The organism is Gemmatimonadota bacterium (assembly GCA_026706345.1).
Classification (GTDB): Bacteria; JAAXHH01; JAAXHH01; order JAAXHH01; family JAAXHH01; genus JAAXHH01.
Window position 1 is genome coordinate 1 of sequence record JAPOYX010000141.1, and the last position, 2,732, is coordinate 2,732.

A 2,732-nucleotide genomic window follows, 5' to 3' on the forward strand; every position below is an offset into this window, starting at 1 on the left:
ACGCTTTCCCGAACCGCATGAATTTCGAGCAGCTCACGGGCCATGGCCTGAATGGCTTCCCTGGTCTTGCGCTTGACGCGCTCCCAGGACTGGCCGCCCAAGCGGTCCAGGCTGGGTTCTTTTCCGTCCGCGCCCGCATACTTCTGGACCAGATTGATGCGCTCAACCGGCACGTACAGTTTATCGCCGCCGACATATTCGAGGTGGAGATAGTCGCCCGTGGTATCGGCCACGCTCAGGTGCTGGAGCCCGTGATAGCGGGCAATGCCGTGGTCGGTGTGGACTACATAGTCGCCGGCAGCCAGTTGGCTGAGTCCGGTCAGATAGTCGGCCACCGGACGCGGCCGGGAACGCCGTCTGTGGCGGCGCTCGCCAAAAATCTCTTCTTCGGCCAGGAAGACCAGCCCATCCGCAGGCAGGGTAAAACCCTGCGACAGATGCCCAACCACAATCGCGGCCCGCGGGTGCTGGCGCTCTTTCCTCTGCACGTCCCACACCCGCGCCTGTTCGATGGGGAGTTCCAACTCATGGCCAAGCAAGAGATGTTGGAGGTGGTCGGCCTGGCGTTGACTCGAAACGGTCAGATAGACCTGTTGCCGCTCGTCCTGCCAGCGCCGGATATGCGCGACGAGAGGGACCAGACTTTTTTCCGCACCCTGAGGAGACGCACCGGGTCTCAGGCCAAGATGCAGTGTTGAAGTGACAGTACAATCGGCCGAAGAGTGAACGTCCCCAGCCTTTTCGTCTGGCTGGAGGGGACGTTTACTCTTTTCGACAGTTTCCAGGCCGCGCGCCTCGACGGTTAAGAAGGCCGCACGCCCGTCCAACTCCTGTTTCGCCGACAGGTAATAGTGCTCGGGAGGCGGCACAAACCGACCGGCCTCTCGGGCCGTGGCCACTCGTGATTCAAGCTGTTCCCAAAACGTCACACTCGCGTTTTCCTGTTCGGACGGGTCCAGGGACCATACGACCGTTCCACGGGGCAGATACTCCCCGAGGTGTTCCAGGTCAGGATAGAGATACGGCAGGAAGAACTCGACCCCAGGGAAAGGCAATCCGCTCTTGAGGTTCTCGATAATCCGCTGCTGTTCCCGATGGGAGATATCTCCTGCCTCCAGCGCCTCTTCAATCGTGCGCCAGGCGGCCTGGAGACGCGCGACCGAAAAGAAGCGCATGGGTAAAACCATGAGTTCTTCGCAGGCATCGAGCGAACGCTGCGAGGCCGGATCGAACGAGCGCATGGTCTCGATGTTGTCTCCAAGGAACTCGACCCGCAGTGGATGCCGGGCGAGCGGCGGGAAGAGATCGACAATCCCCCCACGGACGCTGATTTCGCCTTTTTCCTCAACCAGCGGGACCCGCCGGTAGCCCCACTGCAAGCAGTAATCGACGAAGGCGGACAGCGGCAGTTCTTCGCCGGTCCGCAGCCGGAAGGTGGCGGTGATGAATTCTTCCTGGGGCAGGAGCCGTTGCAGCAGGGCCTGGGCCGAGGTGACGAGAATGGGCGTGGCGACCGAGAGCGCATCGTACAGCCCCTCAATCTGCGCGGCGACAACCTCGCTGTTGGGAGACAGGCCGTCGGCCACCGACACGTCCCAGGCCGGGTAGTAGCGGACCCGCGGGGCGAGGTCCTGTCCGATAAAGAAGCGCAGGTCCGCGGCGAAGGTCTCGGCCTGTTTATCCGACGGCAGCACGCACAGCGTTGGCTGCGGCGTGTGTTGCAGATGACGGGCTATGAAAAACGCTCGGGCCGCGCCCTTGAGGCCGGCCAGGCGGATGACGTTGGGAGTGGGCGCGGCAGCACTGAGCCGCACTGTTGTCTCAAGGGCAACCGAGAGGGGAGCGGCGAGAGACGGACCCACATCCATGGACGGTATTAGCGGCTGGCCTGCTGCGCGGCAGCGACAATACCGAACAGGGGAATCGTGAGCTGTGTTTCTTCGGGATGGTCGGTCATGACCTCAACGCTGCCGCGTATCCGGCCCGGCTCGGTGTCGCCCGTGATATGCAAGCGCAACTCAAACTCTTTGCCCGGCGTGACCTCGGTCAGCTCGGGAACAACGTTGTCAAGCGAACTCCGCACCTGTCCGATGCCGAGGGGCTGGGCGGAGCGGTTCTTGATGCGCACCGTCCGCGTCTCGCCGACTCCCTGGCGGACGACCCCGAACGAGACCTGGGAGGGCGAGACACTGATATCGCCCTCGACGTTGCCTACGACCGAAATACTGATGGTCGGCTTTCTTTGGCTCGTGGTGGTAACCGTAATGGTGTCGTTGAGCGGGCCACGCGGCACGGTTTTGGAGACGCTCACCCGAAGCGCCTTGCCCTTTTTGCCCTCGACCTGGGCGTCTTCGGCCCGGACGCTGATGGCGGGATTGGCGTTGGTAATGTCTGTGATTTCCAGGGATTTGTTTTCATCGTACAGGACCGTGACCGTGCGTGTGGTGGGGGAGCCGCGCTGGAGCCGTCCCAGATACAGCTGGGCCGGCTGCACCTGCACCTCGACGGTAATCTCTCCCCGGAGCGTCAGGGTCGTGACCGGTCTGAGGGGATCGTTGGTATGGACACGGATGTCTTTGGCCTTCTGGCCGGCAAACCGCTTGGTGTCAAACGTGGCCTGAATAGTGCCCTCCGTGCCGGGCGGGATGGTATCCGCGGCAATCACCGCGGCGGTACAGCCGCACGAGGTTTTGACGGACTGCACCCGCAAATCCCGGTTGCCCTGATTGGTG

Annotated in this window: 2 protein-coding genes; both read right to left on the reverse strand. The window is 62.6% G+C overall.

Going from position 1 to position 2,732, the window contains the following annotated elements; all coding sequences use genetic code 11:
* Nucleotides 1-1,814: hypothetical protein (locus OXG98_09170; protein MCY3772177.1), on the reverse strand; the 1,814-nt coding region annotated here is incomplete at its 3' end.
* Between the two features lie 62 nt (nucleotides 1,815-1,876).
* A partial coding sequence (locus OXG98_09175) for a DUF1573 domain-containing protein (protein MCY3772178.1) occupies nucleotides 1,877-2,732 on the reverse strand: 856 nt, incomplete at its 5' end.